Origin of the sequence: Vulgatibacter sp., assembly GCF_041687135.1 — a bacterium.
Taxonomy (GTDB): domain Bacteria; phylum Myxococcota; class Myxococcia; order Myxococcales; family Vulgatibacteraceae; genus JAWLCN01.
On sequence record NZ_JAWLCN010000011.1, the window covers coordinates 20,903 to 37,246 of the forward strand.

16 protein-coding genes are annotated in these 16,344 nt (G+C 71.0%); 9 read left to right on the forward strand and 7 right to left on the reverse strand.

Annotated features, from left to right (window positions below):
- Positions 1-36 precede the first annotated feature (36 nt).
- The 3 genes from ACESMR_RS20005 (at position 37) to yhbY (ending at position 3,997) form a co-directional block, all read left to right on the forward strand.
- Positions 37-1,719 (forward strand): methylmalonyl-CoA mutase, encoded by a 1,683-nt coding sequence (locus ACESMR_RS20005; RefSeq protein WP_373048889.1) that lies wholly within the window; start codon positions 37-39, stop codon positions 1,717-1,719.
- Between the two features lie 101 nt (positions 1,720-1,820).
- Positions 1,821-3,446 carry a J domain-containing protein gene (locus tag ACESMR_RS20010; RefSeq protein ID WP_373048890.1) on the forward strand — a complete coding sequence of 542 codons (1,626 nt, stop codon included), beginning with the start codon at positions 1,821-1,823 and terminating at the stop codon, positions 3,444-3,446.
- Complete coding sequence (gene yhbY, locus ACESMR_RS20015) at positions 3,443-3,997, forward strand: ribosome assembly RNA-binding protein YhbY (RefSeq protein ID WP_373048891.1); 555 nt, start codon at positions 3,443-3,445, stop codon at positions 3,995-3,997. Before ACESMR_RS20010 ends, yhbY begins: the two co-directional genes overlap by 4 nt.
- Before the next feature lie 57 nt (positions 3,998-4,054).
- Here the strand turns inward: yhbY and ACESMR_RS20020 are convergent, their stop codons facing one another.
- The 3 genes from ACESMR_RS20020 to ACESMR_RS20030 all read right to left on the reverse strand — a co-directional run bounded on the left by ACESMR_RS20020 (position 4,055) and on the right by ACESMR_RS20030 (position 6,063).
- The gene (locus tag ACESMR_RS20020) at positions 4,055-4,324 is read right to left on the reverse strand and encodes a hypothetical protein (protein WP_373048892.1); all 270 of its coding nucleotides are present in this window, start codon (positions 4,322-4,324) and stop codon (positions 4,055-4,057) included.
- Between the two features lie 2 nt (positions 4,325-4,326).
- Positions 4,327-5,166, reverse strand: a complete 840-nt coding sequence (locus tag ACESMR_RS20025; protein ID WP_373048893.1) for an LEA type 2 family protein — start codon at positions 5,164-5,166, stop codon at positions 4,327-4,329.
- 156 nt (positions 5,167-5,322) lie between these two features.
- Positions 5,323-6,063 (reverse strand): hypothetical protein, encoded by a 741-nt coding sequence (locus ACESMR_RS20030; RefSeq protein WP_373048894.1) that lies wholly within the window; start codon positions 6,061-6,063, stop codon positions 5,323-5,325.
- A gap of 141 nt (positions 6,064-6,204) precedes the next feature.
- Between ACESMR_RS20030 and ACESMR_RS20035 the strand changes: the two genes are divergently transcribed.
- Positions 6,205-6,831 carry a hypothetical protein gene (locus ACESMR_RS20035; protein WP_373048895.1) on the forward strand — a complete coding sequence of 209 codons (627 nt, stop codon included), beginning with the start codon at positions 6,205-6,207 and terminating at the stop codon, positions 6,829-6,831.
- A 63-nt stretch (positions 6,832-6,894) separates the two neighbouring features.
- On the opposite strand, the gene ACESMR_RS20040 is transcribed toward ACESMR_RS20035, so the two are convergent.
- Positions 6,895-7,518, reverse strand: coding sequence for a FumA C-terminus/TtdB family hydratase beta subunit (locus tag ACESMR_RS20040; protein WP_373048896.1), 624 nt, complete (start codon positions 7,516-7,518; stop codon positions 6,895-6,897).
- A 75-nt stretch (positions 7,519-7,593) separates the two neighbouring features.
- Positions 7,594-8,889: a fumarate hydratase gene (locus ACESMR_RS20045; protein WP_373048897.1), complete on the reverse strand. Its 1,296-nt coding sequence runs from the start codon at positions 8,887-8,889 to the stop codon at positions 7,594-7,596.
- Positions 8,890-9,129: 240 nt separating this feature from the next.
- Here ACESMR_RS20045 and ACESMR_RS20050 point away from each other — a divergent pair, with 240 nt between their 5' ends.
- Genes ACESMR_RS20050 through ACESMR_RS20070 form a run of 5 tightly spaced genes read left to right on the forward strand, consistent with a single transcriptional unit; the run spans position 9,130 to position 13,649 of the window.
- The gene (locus ACESMR_RS20050; RefSeq protein WP_373048898.1) at positions 9,130-10,167 is read left to right on the forward strand and encodes a 6-phosphofructokinase; all 1,038 of its coding nucleotides are present in this window, start codon (positions 9,130-9,132) and stop codon (positions 10,165-10,167) included.
- Positions 10,168-10,177: 10 nt separating this feature from the next.
- Positions 10,178-11,113, forward strand: a complete 936-nt coding sequence (locus ACESMR_RS20055) for an RluA family pseudouridine synthase (protein WP_373048899.1) — start codon at positions 10,178-10,180, stop codon at positions 11,111-11,113.
- A 47-nt stretch (positions 11,114-11,160) separates the two neighbouring features.
- A complete protein-coding gene (locus tag ACESMR_RS20060) occupies positions 11,161-11,967 on the forward strand; it encodes a hypothetical protein (protein WP_373048900.1) in 807 nt (268 codons plus the stop codon).
- Positions 11,967-12,755, forward strand: coding sequence for a TatD family hydrolase (locus ACESMR_RS20065; protein WP_373048901.1), 789 nt, complete (start codon positions 11,967-11,969; stop codon positions 12,753-12,755). The genes ACESMR_RS20060 and ACESMR_RS20065 overlap by 1 nt, the downstream gene beginning before the upstream one ends.
- Positions 12,756-12,791: 36 nt before the next feature.
- Positions 12,792-13,649, forward strand: coding sequence for a ThiF family adenylyltransferase (locus ACESMR_RS20070; RefSeq protein WP_373048902.1), 858 nt, complete (start codon positions 12,792-12,794; stop codon positions 13,647-13,649).
- A 78-nt stretch (positions 13,650-13,727) separates the two neighbouring features.
- Here ACESMR_RS20070 and pcnB read toward each other — a convergent pair whose 3' ends face one another.
- Together pcnB and ACESMR_RS20080 are read right to left on the reverse strand one after the other, a co-directional pair.
- Positions 13,728-15,497, reverse strand: a complete 1,770-nt coding sequence (gene pcnB / locus ACESMR_RS20075; RefSeq protein ID WP_373048903.1) for a polynucleotide adenylyltransferase PcnB — start codon at positions 15,495-15,497, stop codon at positions 13,728-13,730.
- A gap of 223 nt (positions 15,498-15,720) precedes the next feature.
- On the reverse strand, positions 15,721-16,230 hold the full coding sequence (locus ACESMR_RS20080; protein WP_373048904.1) for a hypothetical protein: 510 nt from the start codon (positions 16,228-16,230) through the stop codon (positions 15,721-15,723).
- Positions 16,231-16,344: the final 114 nt, after the last annotated feature.

The following is a 16,344-nucleotide window of genomic DNA, read 5'->3' on the forward strand; positions in this document are numbered from 1 at the left end:
GCCCCGCTGGGGCAAGAGCAGGAACGGAGGTCGCGCGTGGCGGACGAGACGCGGAAGAAGATCCAGGGCGAGGAGTCGCGCTGGCTGGAGCAGACCTGGGGCAAGGCGGTCAAGAAGTTCCCCGAGCGCCAGCCGAAGTTCGAGACCTCCAGCGGCGTGGAGCTGCCGCCGGTGGTGACCCCCGCCGGCGCGCCGCCGGAGGAGCGCTACCTCGAGCGGATCGGCTTCCCCGGCGAATATCCCTTCACCCGCGGCGTGCAGCCCACGATGTACCGCGGCCGACACTGGACGATGCGGCAGTACGCCGGCTTCGCCTCGGCCACCGAGTCGAACCGCCGCTACAAATACCTGCTCCAGTCCGGCACCACCGGTCTCTCGGTGGCCTTCGATCTGCCCACGCAGATGGGCCGCGACGCCGACCACCCGCGGGCCCGCGGCGAGGTCGGCCGCGTCGGCGTCTCCATCTCGTCGATCGAGGACATGGCGGTGCTGATGGCGGATCTGCCCATGGAGGACCTCACCACCTCCATGACGATCAACGCCACCTCTTCGATCCTCCTCGCCTTCTACGCGGTCCACGCGCAGGAGCGCGGCTTCGACATCCGCAAGCTCGGCGGCACGATCCAGAACGATCTGCTCAAGGAGTACATCGCCCGCGGCACGTACATCTACCCGCCGGCGCCCTCCCTGCGGATCATCACCGATCTCTTCGCGTTCACCTCGCGGGAGATGCCGCGGTGGAACCCGATCTCGATCAGCGGCTACCACATCCGCGAGGCCGGCAGCACCGCGGCGCAGGAGATCGCCTTCACCCTGGCCGACGGCATCACCTACGTGCAGGCGGCGCTCGACGCCGGCCTCGACGTGGACGCCTTCGCCGGGCGGCTCTCCTTCTTCTTCAACGTGCACAACGACTTCCTCGAGGAGATCGCGAAGTTCCGGGCGGCGAGGCGGCTCTGGGCGCGGATCATGAAGGAGCGCTTCAAGGCGAAGGACCCGCGCTCGTGCATGCTGCGCTTCCACTCGCAGACCGCCGGCTCGACCCTCACCGCGCAGCAGCCCGAGAACAACGTGGTCCGCGTGGCGCTGCAGGCGCTCGCCTCCGTGCTCGGCGGCACCCAGTCGCTCCACACCAACTCGAAGGACGAGGCCCTCGCGCTCCCCTCCGAGTCCTCGGCGAAGCTGGCGCTGCGCACCCAGCAGATCATCGCCAACGAGAGCGGCGTCGCCGACGTCATCGATCCCCTCGGCGGTTCCTGGCACATCGAGCGCCTCACCGACGAGCTGGAGGAGAAGGCCCTCGCCTACATCCAGAAGATCGACGACATGGGCGGGATGGTGAACGCCATCTCCGAGGGCTACCCGCAGCGCGAGATCCAGGATGCGGCCTTCCGCTACCAGACCGAGATCGAGCGGGGCGAGCGGGTCATCGTCGGCGTCAACGAATTCGTCGAGGAGAAGGAGGTCGCCCCGGCGGACCTCCTCAAGATCGATCCCGCCATCGAGGCGCAGCAGAAGGAGCGCCTCGCCGAGCTCCGCAAGCGCCGTGACGCAGACCAGGCGGCGCGGGCCCTCGACGCGGTTCGGGCTGGGGCCGGCGGCACGGAGAACCTGATCCCCCTCATCTTCGAGGCGGTCCGGGCCCGCTGCACGCTGGGCGAGATCAGCGACGCGATGCGCGAGGTCTTCGGCGAGCACCGCGAAGAGGTCGTTCTCTAAGGGCTTCGGCCCCGGGGACGGGTCCGCCCGCCCATGGAAGGCGACCTGTCCCCGTGTTAGTTTGCCCCCCTGTGCCGCGGCTGCGGCCGGGGGAGCGTTCGATGGCCGAAGGGGTGGTTTCGCAGCGGAATTGGGCGCGGTCCGAGGAGGAGATGGCGGCAGCGCCGCTCCCCGAGCTGACCGTTGCCGGGCCGGTGGTGGCGGGCACGCCGCTGCGGCTCTACTACCTGCTCGCAGCGAAGAGTGTCTCCGGCCGCCTCGTCATCGAGGAGGCCGACGGCCTCCGCCACGAGCTCTTCTGCAAGCGCGGCGTCCCCGAGCAGGCCCGGACCACCCTCCCGGCCCTGGGCCTGCTGCCCTGGCTCGCCGGCAGGGGGATCCTCGACGCTGCAGCAGCGGCCAGGGCCGAGGCGGCGCTTCCCCAGGCTGGTGGCGATCCGGTCGGCGCGCTCATCATGCAGGGGCTCATCCCGCCAGCGGATCTCTTCGGGCATCTCGGCGGCCACGGGCAGGCGGTGCTGCAGCGGCTGCTCCATTGCGAGCACGGCCGCTTCACCTGGGATCCGGAGGCGGCGGTGCCGGCGGGCACCTTCCCCCTCGGCGAGAAGTGGGCGCTCCTCTGCGCCGCGGGGCGGAGCCTCGGCGACGACGCGGTCGCCAGGCGGCTCGGCGATCGGATCGACTGCCCCGTGATGCGCGCGGGTGATGGCCTGGTGCCGATCGAGCGCCTCGGGCTCACCGCCCACGAGGCCCGGGCGCTCTCGCGCTTCGATGGAACCCGCTCGCTGGCGCAGCTCGCCTTCGAGCAGCAGGGCGAGGCCGCGGTGATCTACCGCACCGGCCTCTTCCTCGCGGAGATCGGCTTCGCCTCCTTCGCCCGGGCGGTCTTGCCCCGGCCCACCGGCGCCCCGCTTCCCGGCGGCGGCAGGGCCGAAGCCCCGGCCCCGCCGCCGCCGAAGCAGCAGCGGGCGGCGCCGCCGAAGCAGCACGCCCACGTGCAGCAGGGCGCAGCGCGCAGCTTCGCCAGCCCGCCGGGCCGCTACCCCACCGACGAGCCGGGGCTGCGCGCCTTCCTCGGCGAGCTCGAGGGGAAGAACCATTTCGAGGTGCTCGGGCTCCCGCGGGCAGCGACGCCCAACCTGATCAAGCAGGCCTTCTTCCAGCGGGCGCGCGCCTTCCACCCGGACCTCGCGGGCGCCGGCGGCCCCGAAGTGCGGCAGCTCCGCGAGGCGATCACCGCCCGACTCAACGAGGCCTGGTCCTGCCTCTCCGACGACGCGCGCCGGCATGCCTACCTGGGAGAGCTGGAGGCGGGTGGGGCAGGCAAGGCGATCGACGTCGCGAACCTCCTCGTCGCCGAGCAGCTCTTCCACCAGGCCACGGTGATGGTGAAGGCGCGGCGCTTCGCCGAGGCGCTGGCCGAGCTCGACCGCGCGGTGGCGCTCAATCCGGACGAGGGCGAGTTCTACGCCTGGCGGGGCTACGCCCGCTTCTCCGCCTCGCTGGACAAGCGGCTCGCCCGTGACGAGGCGATGGCCGAGATCGAGCATGCGCTCGCCCTGAACGGCCGCTGCGCCCCGGCCTTCCTCTTCGCCGCGCGGATCGCCACCGTTCTCGGTGACGCCGACGACGCGATCAAGTACTACAGGCGCTGTCTCGCAGTCGACGAGACGAACCTGGAGGCCCAGCGGGAGCTGCGCCTGCTCGAATCGAGGATTTCGAAGTGAGCGAACTTGCCGGAAAGGACCGCCGGGCCCTGCGCGCCCTCGGTCACCACCTCAAGCCGGTGGTGCAGATCGGCCAGCAGGGGGTCACCATCGGGATCATCGACGCGGCGCTCGACGCCCTCGATGACCACGAGCTGATCAAGGTCAAGGTCCTCGAGGGAGCGCCCGTCGACCGCAAGGAGGCTGCGGCGAAGCTCGCCGAGGAGACCGGCGCGCAGCTCGCGCAGGTGCTCGGCCGCACCTTCCTCCTCTACAAGCCGAACCCGAAGGAGCCGAAGATCCGCATCGGCGAGCCGCCGACTGCAGCGCTCCACGGTCACATCGGCGGCGAGGGCGACAGGCCCGCTGCCCGCAAGCCCAGGCGCGCGATCAGCCAGGGCGCCGGCGACGAGAAGCCCGCTGGCCGCAAGGCGCCTGCCCGGAAGGCCCCGGCGAAGAAGGCCCCCGCGCGGAAGGCGCCTGCTCGCAAGTCGGGCGGCGAGACCGCCGTGGTCCAGCCCCGCCGCAGCGGCACCGGCGCTGCGCTGCCGCCGCGTCGCCACGGTCGCTGAGGGACGCGTCGGGCGCATCCGATCCGGATGCGCCCGCGCCAGCTTGAACGCTCGAGGTCAGTGAAGATCGCGGCTGCCGCTGGGCTCGGGCTTCTGCTGCCCGCCTCCCTCCAACTCCCCCGCATCGAGAAGCCCCTTGTCGACGAGGAGCCCCTCGAGCCGCGCCATCTGCGCGGCGAGGCTGCGGTTCTGGCCGATCTGCAGGGCGACCACCTCCTCGAGCTGGCGGATCCGCGCAGCCCGCGCCGCCCGTTCCCGCACCACGAGCATCACCGCGCCGGTTCCTGCTGCCAGGGCGGCCGCCCCGGCGATGAGCATCGGGAACACGCTCAAGTACCGTCCGGCGCGCCCTTGCCCAACTCGATGGGCCCGGACAGCTCCACGGGGATCCGGCCGATCGCGAGGCGCACGATCCCGTCGAGCGTGTAATCGAGGCCGCCGCCGCGCCGGATCGCGTTCTTCACGTCGGGGAAGTTCTGCTCGCTCAGGTCGAGCGGGATCTCCAGCTGCGCCACCGACGCTGCGGGGACCTTCTCCTTCCTGCCGGCGGTGCCCTCCTCGATCATCCGCTTCCCGTTGATCGAGAGATCGTAGGTCATCTGCTCGATCTGGATGTCGAAGGGGTTGCGGTTCTCCACGCGAACGAAGAAGACGAGGCCCACCCGGTTCTCGTCGGGGAAGGCACCTGCCTCCACGTGCCAGACCTTCACCTCTGGCACCCGGGGCGCCCGGACCCGGGCCGCCCGCTGGAACTCCCACCAGGTCCCGTCGCTGGTCTCCACCGCCCCCTTCATCACGATCGCCAGCGGCTGCTGGCTCTCCAGCACCTGCGCCAGCTTCTCGCCCTTGCCGTAGGAGGCGGTGACCGGCACCTCGACCATGCCGCCGCCGGCGGGGATGGCCTGGGAGAGGGGCAGGGTGCCGGAGCCCGCGGGCTCGCCGTCGACGACGAGCTCGTAGCGGGCCTGCGTCGCCTGCACGGCCTGCTGCGTGTCGATCTGCACGTGGGAGACCGCGGTGAACCCGGTGAAGCTCTGGTCGCGGATCTCGACCCGGCTCACCTCCGCCTGCTGCACCGGCGGCCGATCCGGGACCTCCGGCGCGCTGCTGCAGGCAGTGACGAGGAGCGCCGCGGCGAGGACGTGGGCAAAACGGTTGGCGAGGGCCATGGACGATTCCTTTTCCGGAAGGCTTGCTCAGAGCGTGTGAAGAAATCGGTCCGGCAAGCGCCGGCCCGCTTTCTTCGCTCGCGCTTCGCGCGAGAGACGCTCCATCTTACGATCGCTCCGCCTTCGGCTACGCTGGAGAGTTTGTTTCACAAACTCTCAGTCGGGGAGGCTGCAGGTGTCGCCGATCTGCTCGCCGGGCTCCCAGGGGCAGCCACCCTCGAGGACCCGCTTGTTGGCGAGCTGCCACCGGGTGCGGGTGCCCTCGATGTCGAGCTCCACCCGGACGAAGCCGGTCTCCGGCACGAACCAGCGCGGCAGCTCGCTGAAGGGCAGTCCCTGGTAGCTGATCCGCACCGCGTCGAAGGTCTCGGGCTCGCCGCCGTCGGTCGAGGCCTGCACCTGCTCCGCGAGGTAGTTGGCGACGAAGGCGACCTCCTCGGTCTGGTCGCCGCCGAATTCGGTGAAGGTGGCGTCCTGGGTCACCTGCTTGCCGGACTCCACCGGGAAGCGGAGCCAGGGGACCGGCGGGCTGCTCTGCCAGATCGTCCCGGCGGCGGGGGAGCCGATGGTCACCTGCCGCAGGAGCAGATCGGGATCGGTGGGGCGGTAGACGTCCTGCCGGATCTCCGCGCCGTTGCGGCGGTAGCGGACCACGTGCTCCATGTTGCCGCCGCTGCCGGCGACGGTGTCGGTCACCGACTCCACCGCGATCCCGAGGACCTCGTTGCCGCCGCCGACCGGCACGTACTCGTAGCAGGTGCAGACGTCGAGGCCGAAGTAGGCCTCCGGGTTCTCGAGCTCGGGCTCCGGCTGCACGTCGCTGCGGGCATCGTCGGTGCCGCAGGCCGTGAGCGCTGCGGCCAGCGTGGCGGCGAACGCCACCCGGTGCTTCACCATGCTGGGACTCCAGGGGCCTCTCTTCGGCCCGATCGTTGCGGAGAGCGCAGCATAGCAGAGGAGCGGCAGGGGAAAAGAAGCTCGTCTCCGGCGCTGCCATTCACGTCGACGCGGCCTCTCGCCGTGGCTACCATCCGCCGCATGGCACGGCCGCACCGGCCCAACCTCGGCACCACCATCAAGGCCGTCATGCGGGACGTGGCGCGCAAGCTCCCCGAGTTCGCGCACGTCGACGCCTCCCGCATCCTCGTGGTCGCGGGCGAAGCCCGCCGCGCGAGCCGCGCCACCGTGCGCCCGCTCGCCTTCGCCGACTCGCGGGATCGCCTCTCCACCGACCGCAAGCGGGCCAAGCCCGTGGTGCAGATCGCCGGGCGGCGCATGCTCTACGTGGTCTCGTTCCGCCCGATGTTCTTCCTGCGCTCGACGCCGGAGAAGCGGGTGGAGACGATCCTCCACGAGCTCTTCCACATGTCGACGCGCTTCGACGGCACCCTGCACAGGGGCAGGCGCCACGCGAAGCTTCCGGGCAGGGCCTTCCAGGAGGCCTTCGGGCCGCTGGTGGACCGCTACCTGCCGCAATGCCCGCAGCAGCTGCTGCAGGCCCTGGCCTTCGACGGCGAGGTGATCATGCGCCACTGGCTCGAGCGGCCGGCGCCCTTCCACCACGTGGACGAGGCGGGGATGCCCACGCGGCAGGGGCGGCGGGTGCTCTTCACCGAGGCACAGCTCTTCTACGGCCCGGCGAAGATGGTGACCGCGCGGCGCTGAAACGACGAAGGGCACGGACGATCGCCGCCCGTGCCCTTCGTTCGCGTCGTCCGTCGCGGCGGTTCAGACGACCTTGAGCGCCTTGCTCGGTGCGCCGCGCACGCCCTGCTGCATCAGCGCCTCGGCGGCGGCGCGCGAGTCGCGGAACATCACCTCGTGGAGCGAGTCGCCGTGGCTGTCCATGGTGATCACCGAGGGGAAATCCTTCACCTCGATCGACCACATCGCCTCGGGCACGCCGAGCTCGTCGAGCATGTGCACACCCTTGACCTGCACCACCTTCTGGGCGAGCACCACGGCGAGGCCGCCGATGGCGTGGATGTAGACGCAGCCGTGCTTCTGCAGCGCGGTCAGCGTCCGGGGGCCCATGCCGCCCTTGCCGATCACGCCGCGCACGCCGTACTGCTCGATCACGTGCGCCTCGTAAGGCTCCTCGCGGATCGAGGTGGTCGGGCCCGCGGCGACGAATCGGTAGGTGCCGTCGGCCTGCTTCTGGACCACGGGGCCGCAGTGGTAGAGGAAGCGGTCGCGGGCGAGCTTCTCGAAGGCCGTGTCGAAGGTCTTCACCAGGTGCTTGTGGGCTGCGTCCCGCCCGAGCACCATCTCGCCGCTGATCTCCACCTCGTCGCCGATGCGGAGCTCGCGGATCGCCGACTCGCTGATGGGGAGCTCGATCTTCTTGGGCATTGTCGATCCCGTGCCGGCGCCGGGCCGGCGAAAGTTGCTGGCGGCGCCGCGGCGATGCGCGGCGCCCCCTTGGAATCAGAGAACGGGGAGCTTGTTCCGCCTGGCGCGGCGCGAAGGGATCTCGATCGCCGGCCCCTTCTGCTTGGTGCCGCGGGCGACGGGGGCCTGCCTGGACGCCTTGACGGTCCGGGAGGCGGTGGCCTTGCGGGCAGTGGTCTTCGCGGTCCTGCCTGCGGGGGCCTTCTTCGCGACCGCCTTCGCTGCGGGGGCCTTCTTCGCCGGGGCCTTCGCCTTCGCGGCGGTGGCCGTCTTCACAATGCCCTTCGCCGCCTTGCCGGCAGGCGCCTTGCCCGCTGCCTTCTTCGCGACGGGCGCCCTCTTCGCGGGCGCCTTCACGGCCTTGCCTGCAGCCGTCTTCTTGCCGGCGGAGGCGGCGCTCTTGCGCGGCGCCGCAGCGGAAGCCGCCACCTTGCGAGCCGGCACCGCCGTCGGCAGCTGCCGGCCCTCGAGGAGCGCCTTGTTCCCCTTCACCTGCAGCTCGCCCTTGCGGTAGGCCCAGCACATGTAGGCGATCGAGACGAAGAAGCTCGCCGGCACCCGGTGCCGCGCGCCGATCTTCACCCCGAGGACGGTGGTCTTCCCGCCGAAGCCCATCGGGCCGATGTTGAGGCCCTGCAGCGACTCGGTGAGCTCCTCCTCGAGCGCAGCCAGCGTCGGGTTCGGGTTGGTGTCGCGCAGCGCCCGGAAGAGCTGCTCCTTCGACTCCATCGCCGAGGTGACCCGGTCGCCGCCGACGCCCACGCCGACGGTGCCCGGGGCGCAGCCGTAGCCCTGCGCCTTCTGCACCGCGTCGATGATGCAGCGGCGGATCCCGTCGAGATCGCGCCCTGCGCCGATGCTCTCGTCGGGGAGCGAGTACTGCGCGCCCATGTTCTCGCAGCCGCCGCCCTTCATCATCAGGCGCACGCGCGCGCCCTTCTCCTTGCGGGCGTGGAAGTGGATGTAGGGCGAGCCGTTGCCGACGTTGTCGCCGGAGTTCTCCCCGGTGATCGAGTCGACGGCGTTGGGCCGGAGATAGCTCTTCTTCGTCGCGTCGCGGACGGCGGCGACGATGTCCTTCTCCAGCTGGTGCGCGGTGTGGTCGGGACCGTAGTCCACGTAGAAGATCAGCGTGCCGGTGTCCTGGCAGATGGGGGCGCTCGCCTTCCGCGCCTCCTCCACGTTCTGGATCATCAGCTCGAAGGTCGACCAGGCGCGGGAGCCCTCGTCTTCCTTGTCGCGGGCGATCGCCAGCGAGTCGAGGACGTCTTCGGGCAGGCCCGAGGAGGTGTTGCGGATCAGCTCGAGAATCAGGGGACGGAGGGAGGCCATCGGCGTCACTTGCCTCGCGTAGAAGGTGGAAAACGGCCGGCGATACATACCGCCGCCGCGGCGGTGCTTTCAATCGCTTCGCGACCGCTTTCATGCCCGGGGCCCCAAGCCGGCAGGCCCCGTGCCGATGTGCGTTGGGCTGCATCACGGCCGCATCTGCGGCGAAGAGTGCTTGCCCCCCCGGATCGCGGGCCCGTAGATTCCTGCGGAAGGTACGAAACGGCCACGTTGGGAGGAGTCTTGGCCATCCAGAAGGTCGCCGTTCTCACCGGCGGCGGCGATGCCCCCGGCCTCAATGCGGTGCTGCGGGCGATCGTTCGCCGGGGGGCCGAGCGCAACCTCGAGATCATGGGGATCCGCGACGGCTGGGAGGGGCTGCTCGAGGACAACCACGAGCGCCTCAACCGCCGCCGGGTCGCCGGCATCCTGCACCTCGGCGGAACGATCCTCGGCACGTCCCGGCTCAATCCGATGGCGGTGGAGAACGGCCCGCAGCGGGTGATCCAGGCCCTCGAGCGCCACAACGTCAACGCGGTGATCGCCATCGGCGGCGAGGGCACCCTCTCGATCGCCCGGGAGATGCACGAGCTCGGGGTGAAGATCGTCGGCGTGCCCAAGACCATCGACAACGACCTCGGCTGCACCGACTTCACCTTCGGCTTCGACACCGCGGTCTCGATCGCCACCGAGGCGATCGACCGGCTCCACTCCACCGCCGAGTCGCACCAGCGGTGCATGGTGGTCGAGGTGATGGGACGCCACGTCGGCTGGATCGCCGCCTACGCCGGGCTCGCCGGTGGAGCGGACGTGGTGCTCGTGCCCGAGCGTCCCACCACGATCGACGCGGTGGTCGAGCGCGTCGAGCGCCGCAGGCAGCGGGGCAGCAGGTTCTCGATCATCGTCTGCGCCGAGGGCGCCATGGTCGACCTCGGCGAGGGCGCGAAGGTGGTGGCCGACGGCTACGACGACTTCGGCCACATGAAGCTCGGAGGCATCGGGGAGCGGGTGGCCCGGGCGGTGGAGCAGCGCACCGGGATCGAGAGCCGCGTCACCGTCCTCGGCTACATCCAGCGTGGCGGCACGCCCACCGCCCACGACCGGATCCTCGCCACCCGCTACGGCGTCGCCGCTGCCGACATGGTCTCGGAGGGCAAGTGGGGCATGATGGCCGCGCTCCAGGGCAACGACATCGTCGCGGTGCCGCTGGCGGAGGCGACCCGGGGGCTCAAGACCCTCGATCCGCGCTTCTACGATCTGGCCAGCGTCTTCTTCGGCTAGTGTGCGCCGGGTGGAAGAGACCCTCGAAGAGAAGCGCCTCCAGGTGCCCGCCGACGCTGCCGGCACCCGCCTCGACAAATTCGTCGCCGACGTCCTCGGCGTTCCGCGCCACCGGGTGATGGCCGCCATCGAGGCGGGCCACGTCCGCGTCGGTGGCAGGCGCGCGAAGAAGGGCGCGCCGGTGGAGGCGGGGCAGGAGGTCACGGTGGCCCTGCCTCCCGCAGCGACGCCGCCGGAGCCCCAGCCCGAGCTGCCGCTGCGGGTGGTCTTCGAGGATCCCGACTTCGTCGTGGTCGACAAGCCCAGCGGCTGGCCCACCCATCCCCTCGAGCCCGGCGAGAAGGGTACCCTCGCCAACGCGCTGGTGGCCCGCTATCCCGAATGCGCCGAGGCAGCGCCCGACGTGCGCGAGGGCGGCGTCGCCCACCGCCTCGACACACCCACCTCCGGCCTCGTCGTCGCCGCCCGCAACCGAGCGACCTGGGACGCGCTCCGGCAGCAATTCACCGAGCGCAGCGTGCGCAAGGAATACCTCGCCCTCGCAGCCGGCGCGGTCTTCGGCCCGGTGGAGGTGACGGTCCCGATCGGCTCCGATCCCGGCACGCCGGGCAAGGCCCGTGCGGTGGCGCAGGAGCGCCTCCTCGAGCGCAAGGGCGCCCGCGAGGCCCACACCCTGGTCGAGGTCGAGAAGCGCCTCGTCGGCTGGACGCTGGTGCGCTGCACCATCACCACCGGCGTGATGCACCAGATCCGCGTCCACCTCGGCCACCTGGGCAACCCCGTCGCCGGCGACGACCTCTACGGCGGCGCGCGGCCCGAGGGGCTGCACCGGCTCTTCCTCCACGCCACGCGCCTCGGCTTCCTGCACCCGCGCACCGGCGAGGCGCTCCTCTTCGAGGCGCCGCTCCCACCCGATCTGCAGGCGGTGGTCGACGCGCTCGCGTGAATCGCAAGCCCGGCGCGCGTCTCACGTGCGCCATCGCGGAGGAATCGATGCGCTCACTCGTGCTGCCTGCCCTGCTCCTCGCCGCCGCCTGTGCCAGTGGCGGCAACCAGTCTGCGCCGTCGACGCAGCAGGGCGGCACCGCAGCAGGCCAGCAGGATCTCGCGGACGCTCGCACCGAGGTGGCGGCGATCACCGCCGCGGCCCGCGACGCCGCCGCTGCGCTCGCCGCCGACGAGGCCGCCTGGGACGAGGCGCGGCAGGTGATCGTCACCCCCTTCGATCGCAACCTGGTCGAGGGAAGGCTCGCGGCCCACGCGCAGACCCACCGCCTCGAGCTCTCGCAATTCCAGCTCCTGCCGATGCGGATGGCGCAGCTCGACGTGCCCGATCGCTTCCATCCCTCGTCGCCCTATCCGGTGCGGCAGCAGGACGCGATCCTCGAGGCGCCGATCCGCTTCGCGCTCACGCCGCTGCAGCCGCAGCGGATCGAGGCCTTCCTCCGCACGCTGCCCGAGGTGGAGCCGCTCGTGATCGTGCAGGTGGTGGAGCGGGGCATGGACTTCATCGAGGTGGAGGCGGCAGCGCCCACCTTCCGGCCCTTCGACGAGACCCCGCGCTACGCCCTCGAGGTCCCGCCGCCGGAGCAGCTGGACGGGGCGGGCTACGAGGCGCTGGTGCGCGAAGTCGAGCAGGCCAACGAGGCCCTCGCCGCCCTCTCCGAGGCACGCCTGCGCCGGGTCCGTCTCGAGGCGTTCGAGGCGGCAAAGGAGAAGGCGGCCCGCCACGCCGCGTCGATCGAGCTGCCGCAGCCGGCGGAGGCCGGGGCCCCGGCGCCGCGCACCACCGTCGAGTGATGGAACTCTTCGACACCCACTGCCATCTCGATCGGCCGGAGTTCGACGCCGATCGGGATGCGCTCCTCACCAGGGCCCGGGCAGCAGGCGTCGGGCACGTCCTCGTTCCGGCGATCGGACCCGCCTGGTGGGATGGCCTCCTCGCGCTGGTCGAGCAGGGCGGCGGCCATCTCTCCTGCGGCCTCGGCATCCACCCGCAGGAGATCCCCACGCTCGATCCGGCGGACGACGACAGGTCGATCCGGCGCCTCGGCGATCTGCTCGAGGCGGGTCACGCGGTGGCAGTCGGGGAGTGCGGCCTCGATGCGCCCACCGCGGAGAACGGCGGATCGATGGAGCGGCAGGTGCGCCTCCTCGAGGCGCAGCTCGGCCTCGCCCGCGACCTCGAGCTCCCCGTGATCCTCCACGTCTTCCGCTGCCAGGGGGAGGCGGTGCGGGTGCTCGAGCGCTTCGGCAAGCTCCCGGCAGGCGGCGTGCTCCACAGCTACTCGGGCAGCGCGGAGCTGGTGAAGCGGTGGAGCAGGCTCGACCTCCACTTCTCCTTCACCGGCCCCGTGACCTTCGAGCGGTCGCGGCGGATCCACGAGGCGGCCCGGGCGGTCCCCGCCGACAGGCTCCTCCTCGAGAGCGACGCGCCCGATCAGCCGCCGGCCGGGCACAGGGGCGAGCGCAACGAACCCGCCTTCCTCCCCGAGGTGGCGAGGGCGCTCGCGGCCTTGCGTGGCGAGGACGCGGAAGAGTTGGCGGCCCGAACCACGTTGAACGCCCGCCGGCTCTTCGGCTACTAGGAGCCCGGCACTTTCCGGCTACCCGCGGTGAACGACATGGCTCTCCTCGACATCGATCTCGAAGCCCGCCCGGCGGAGCGCGGCTTCCAACTCCAGCGCCGCTTCGATCGCACCGCCCGCCTCCTCGGCGAGAGCGGGATGGAGCGCCTGCACGGCGCCCGCGTCCTCGTCTTCGGCCTCGGCGGCGTCGGCTCCTACGCAGCGGAGGCGCTGGCTCGCTCCGGCGTCGGCCAGCTCCTGCTCTGTGATTTCGACTCGGTCTGCATCACCAACTGCAACCGGCAGCTGCCTGCGATGCAGGGGACCATCGGCAAGAAGAAGGCCGAGCTCCTCGCGGAGCGGGTCAAGCTGATCAACCCCGCGTGCGACGTGCAGGCGGTGACCGAGTTCTACGCGGAGGAATCGTCCGATCGCCTCCTCGGCGGACCGGTGAGCTACGTCCTCGACTGCATCGACAACGTGAAGGCGAAGCTCCACCTCCTCCACTCCTGCATCGAGCGGCAGTTGCCGGTGGTCTCCTCGATGGGCGCCGCCGGGCGGCTGGATCCGACCCAGGTCCGGGTCGCCGATCTCTGCGAGACCTGGAACGACCCCTTCGCCAAGGACGTGCGCAAGCTCCTCAAGCGCAAATACGGGGTCGACACCGAGAAGCCCACGGGGATCTCCACCGTCTTCTCCCCGGAGCGGCTGATCAACCCGACCCCGCTCTCCTATGACCACAACGGGTTCCTCTGCGTCTGCCCCCACAAGGAGAACGGGATGCACACCTGCGATCACCGCACGGTGATCAACGGCACGGTGGGCTTCGTCACCGGCACCTTCGGGCTGGTGGCGGCGAGCGTCGCGGTGCGCCGCATCGCCGAGGGGAGCGCGCAGCCGCCGGCGCGGGGCTGATTCTCGCGCTGCTGCAAACACGAACGCCCGCTGCCTCACCGGCGCGGGCGTTTCGTTTTCTGGCGCTGCAGCGCGACGTCAGAAGGGCAGGAAATCCGCGGGGCCCGGGGGCGGGCGGCGCTCCGCCGGAGGCGGCAGGCTCTCGGGCCCCTCGCTCTTCTCCGGCGCCGCCGCGACCGCAGCGGCGACCGGAGCCGCTTCGGCTTCGCCAGCTGCGGCCACCTCGGCGGCAGGCGCCTCGCGGCCGCGCTTGCGGCGGCCCCTGCGGCGCTTGCGCTTCTCGCCGCCGGCAGCCTCACCCTCGATCGGGGCAGCGACGGCGGCGGGTGCGGCAGCGGGCAGTTCCGCCTCCACCTCCGCAGCGAGGATCTCCGCTGCCGCGTCGGGCAGCGGCTGCCCCTTGGCCCGGGCCTCCGCCACGTATTGCGCGTAGCGGCCGCGCCAGCGCTCCAGCGCGTCGAGGCCGTGGCCGGTGGTGCGGGCGTAGAGCTCGAGCACCAGCAGGGCGTCGGAGAAATAGGGCTGCCGCACGAACTTCATCGGCGAGGAGCGGCGCTTGCGCACCCCGGAGAGGATCCGCTGCGCGTGGAGCACCAGTCGGGCCCGCTCGGCGATCCGGCGGGGGAGGCGGGCGCTGCGCACCAGCTCCGCCAGCAGCTCCTCGACGCTCTCCGCCCTGGCGGAGATGCTCCACTCGAGCTGGGCGGTGTCCTCCGCCGTCTCCTCGGGGAGGGGAATGGACTCGTCGGTGGCCCGCTCGATCGCCTCGATCTCGGCGACCTCCTCGGATTCGACGCTCTCGTCCTCCGCCGCAGCCTCGACCGACTCCACGCCCTCGCCCAGCTCGCCCCCAGGCGCGTCCTTCACCAGCTGGTGCTGCGAGTGGTGGATGAGGAGGGTGGAGAGGAGCACGGCGTCGTCGGGGCAGGGCCCCTTGCGGACCACCTCGTCGAGCAGACCGAGCGACTCGAAGAGCGCCTGGCCCTCCTGCGCCGAGCTGGCGCCGAGCCAGTGGGCGACCGGCGGGAGGAGCACCGAGAGCGCGTCCATCTCGTGGAGCAGCTCGAAGCAGCGGCGCGAATAGCCCGAGCGCAGCAGCCGGAAGATCTCCTCGAGGACGCGGGGCGGAGCGCAGCGGGCGATCTCGCCCTTGTTGCGCTGCATCGCCGCCCAGGTCTTCTCCTCGATCCGCAGATCGAGCTTGGCGGCGAAGCGCACCGCGCGGAGGAGCCGCACGGGATCCTCCCGCATGCGCACGTCCGGGTCGCCGATGGTGCGGATGAGCCGCCGCTCGAGATCCACCCTGCCGCCCACGTAGTCGAGGATGCGGCCGAGGACCACGTCGTAGAAGAGGCCGTTGATGGTGAAGTCGCGCCGCCGCGCGTCCTCCTCCGCCGTGCCGAAGACGTTGTCCCTGGTGATGAAGAGGTCGCCGTTCGCCTGCGAGGCTTCCACGTCCTCGTTGGGATTGGCGCGGAAGGTCGCCGTCTCCACGACCTTGCCGCCGCGGAAATAGACGTGGGCGAGGCGGAAGCGCCTGCCGATCAGCCGGCAGTTCCGGAAGATCGCCCGGATCTCGCCGGGGTGGGCGCTGGTGGCGACGTCGAAATCCTTCGGCTGGAGGCCCAGCGAGAGGTCGCGCACGCAGCCACCGACCAGATAGGCCTGGTGGCCGTAGGACCGCAGGCGCTGGACCACCTTGAGGGCGTCGAAGTCGAGCTTTTCGAGCGGGAGATCCGGCGTCTCTCCGGCAAAGGCCGTGAGGGCCTGCAGCGGATCCTCCGGCGTGCGCCGGCGGGGTTCGGAGTCGCGGGGCTCTCGGGATGCGGAAATACGCTCGTCGCTCATCGTGTCGTTGGCTCGCGATCCGCTGGGGATGCCGCCGGTCTGGTCCTCCCGAACCGGCTGGGAGCCTACGGGAGAACGTTCCACAGGGTCAATGATTTCCGAGCCTTCCCCGGCGCGCCTTTGGACCCCGTGCGGCCGACCGCACGAAGCACGGCGAGCCGTGAGGCCCTTTTCCGCCCCACGGCTCGCCGTTTCGCGTCTCAATTCGACGCAGGTGCACGCATCAGCGCTGCATCTGCTCGGTGTCGCGCTCCATCTGCTCCATGTCCTTGTACATCTGCTCCTGCTGCTTGCTCGGCTTCGCGTCGAGCTCGACGGCCACCGGCTTGTCCTGCGCCACGTTGAACTTGGCGCGGACCTCGTTGCCGGCCTGGAGCTGCTGGAGCGAGGCCTGCTTGCCGTCCATCTTGATCTCGGTGCCCTGCGCGATCTGGAGCTCTACCGGCGGCAGGCCCTCCTCGCGCTGCACGGTGATCATGTTCTGCTGCGCATCCACGGAAGAGACGGTGCCCCGCAGATCGAAGTTGTCCTTGTTCTTGAACACCTCGACCTGGGGCTCGCCCATCTCCATGCCCGTGCGGACCTCGGCGCCAGGCTCCTGCTGCATCATCGGATCCTGGGAAGGCTGGGTCTGCTCCGTCTCGATCTGGAGCTCCTCCTCCTCCATCTGCGCGGTGGCGAGGCCCGGAACGGCGATCAGACCGGCGAGCACGAGCATCATTCGAATCTTCATAGAAGGCTCCCTCCTGGTGCGGCGGCACACTCTCGCCGCCAGGAGAAAGCTCTGCACCAGGGCTCGGAAAGCGGAAGAGACGGCCGGCGGCGCCGGGGCCTGCTTGCCCGCCAG

Coding starts and splice junctions, on each gene's coding strand:
- ACESMR_RS20010 (WP_373048890.1), top strand. CDS start 1,821: ATGGCCGAAGGGGTGGTTTCGCAGCGGAATTGGGCGCGGTCCGAGGAG.
- ACESMR_RS20025 (WP_373048893.1), bottom strand. CDS start 5,166: ATGGCCCTCGCCAACCGTTTTGCCCACGTCCTCGCCGCGGCGCTCCTC.
- ACESMR_RS20030 (WP_373048894.1), bottom strand. CDS start 6,063: ATGGTGAAGCACCGGGTGGCGTTCGCCGCCACGCTGGCCGCAGCGCTC.
- ACESMR_RS20035 (WP_373048895.1), top strand. CDS start 6,205: ATGGCACGGCCGCACCGGCCCAACCTCGGCACCACCATCAAGGCCGTC.
- ACESMR_RS20040 (WP_373048896.1), bottom strand. CDS start 7,518: ATGCCCAAGAAGATCGAGCTCCCCATCAGCGAGTCGGCGATCCGCGAG.
- ACESMR_RS20045 (WP_373048897.1), bottom strand. CDS start 8,889: ATGGCCTCCCTCCGTCCCCTGATTCTCGAGCTGATCCGCAACACCTCC.
- ACESMR_RS20060 (WP_373048900.1), top strand. CDS start 11,161: ATGCGCTCACTCGTGCTGCCTGCCCTGCTCCTCGCCGCCGCCTGTGCC.
- ACESMR_RS20065 (WP_373048901.1), top strand. CDS start 11,967: ATGGAACTCTTCGACACCCACTGCCATCTCGATCGGCCGGAGTTCGAC.
- ACESMR_RS20070 (WP_373048902.1), top strand. CDS start 12,792: ATGGCTCTCCTCGACATCGATCTCGAAGCCCGCCCGGCGGAGCGCGGC.
- pcnB (WP_373048903.1), bottom strand. CDS start 15,497: ATGAGCGACGAGCGTATTTCCGCATCCCGAGAGCCCCGCGACTCCGAA.
- ACESMR_RS20080 (WP_373048904.1), bottom strand. CDS start 16,230: ATGAAGATTCGAATGATGCTCGTGCTCGCCGGTCTGATCGCCGTTCCG.